Source organism: Variovorax sp. P2_H12, from assembly GCF_056403395.1.
On the sequence record NZ_JBFUFO010000102.1, the window covers coordinates 1 to 1,397 of the forward strand.

Below are 1,397 nucleotides of genomic sequence, written 5' to 3' on the forward strand. Positions count from 1 at the left end.
ACCAGGCCCAGGAGCACCCAGGCCATGCCCATCGCCTTGCCGCCCGACAGCTGCACGATCAGCGCCGCGGTGGTCAGGATGGCGATCGCCATGCCCACCATGCCGAAGACGTTGCCGCGGATCGAAGTCGTGGGGTGGGACAGGCCCTTGAGGGCCTGGATGAAGCAGACACTGGCAACGAGGTACAGCAGCGTGACGASRTTCATGCTCATGCTGCATTCCCCTTCTCTGCCTTGCCGGCCGCAGGCGCCTTCCGGTCCTTCTTCTTGAACATCTCGAGCATGCGCCGCGTCACCAGGAAGCCGCCGAAGACGTTGACCGCGGCCAGCGCCACCGCCAGCACGCCCATGGTCTTGCCCAGGCCGSWCTCGGTCAGCGCCGCGGCCAGCATCGCGCCCACGATCACGATCGCCGARATCGCGTTGGTGACCGCCATCAGCGGCGTGTGCAGCGCCGGCGTGACGGTCCACACCACGTGGTAGCCGACGTAGATCGCCAGCACGAAGATGATCAGGTTGATGACGGTATGGGAAACGGGATCCATGTCTTCTCCTCCGGGGGTTCGCTTAGTTCTTGGTGACCTGGCCGTCTTGCGCCATCCGGCAGGCCGCCACGATGTCGTCCTCGAGGTCGATCTTGAGCGTGCCCTCCTTGGCCACGATYAGCTTGAGGAAGTCGAGCACGTTGCGCGCATACAGCGCCGACGCGTCCGCCGCCACCCGCGCGGCCAGGTTGGTCTCGCCSACGATGGTCACGCCGTGCYTGACYACCGTCTGGTCGGCTTCGGACAAGGGGCAGTTGCCGCCCACSCCGCCAGGCCCCTTGCCCGCGGCGATGTCCACGATCACCGAGCCCGGCTTCATCGACTTGACCATGTCTTCGGTGATSAGGGTCGGCGCCGCGCGCCCCGGGATCAGCGCGGTGCTGATCACGATGTCGGCCAGCGCGACGCGCTTGGCGACCTCCACCTGCTGGCGCGCCAGCCAGCTCGCGGGCATCGGCTTGGCGTAGCCGCCGACGCCGACCGCCGCTTCCTTCTCYTCGTCGGTGTCGTAGGACACCTCGATGAACTTGCCGCCCAGCGACTCGATCTGCTCCTTCACGCTCGGGCGCACATCGGACGCCTCGATCACCGCGCCCAGGCGCTTGGCCGTCGCGATCGCCTGCAGGCCCGCCACGCCGACCCCCAGGATCACGACCCGCGCGGCCTTCACGGTGCCCGCGGCGGTCATCAGCATCGGGAAGAAGCGCTGGTACTGGTCGGCCGCGATCATCACGGCCTTGTAGCCGGCGATGTTGGCCTGCGAGGAGAGCACGTCCATGCTCTGCGCGCGCGTGGTGCGCGGCGCGGCCTCCAGCGCGAAGGCCGTGAGGCCCGCCGCGGCCAGCCGCTGCAG

3 protein-coding genes are annotated in these 1,397 nt (G+C 68.2%); all 3 read right to left on the reverse strand.

The annotated features are described in order from the left end of the window. Positions 1-212: NAD(P)(+) transhydrogenase (Re/Si-specific) subunit beta (locus AC1DYK_RS35350; RefSeq protein ID WP_478170516.1), on the reverse strand; the 212-nt coding region annotated here is incomplete at its 3' end. After that, on the reverse strand, positions 209-544 hold the full coding sequence (locus tag AC1DYK_RS35355; RefSeq protein WP_478170517.1) for an NAD(P) transhydrogenase subunit alpha part 2: 336 nt from the start codon (positions 542-544) through the stop codon (positions 209-211). The genes AC1DYK_RS35350 and AC1DYK_RS35355, both read right to left, overlap by 4 nt. Before the next feature lie 22 nt (positions 545-566). Next, positions 567-1,397 (reverse strand): Rossmann-fold NAD(P)-binding domain-containing protein (locus AC1DYK_RS35360; RefSeq protein ID WP_478170518.1); only part of this gene is annotated, 831 nt, incomplete at its 5' end.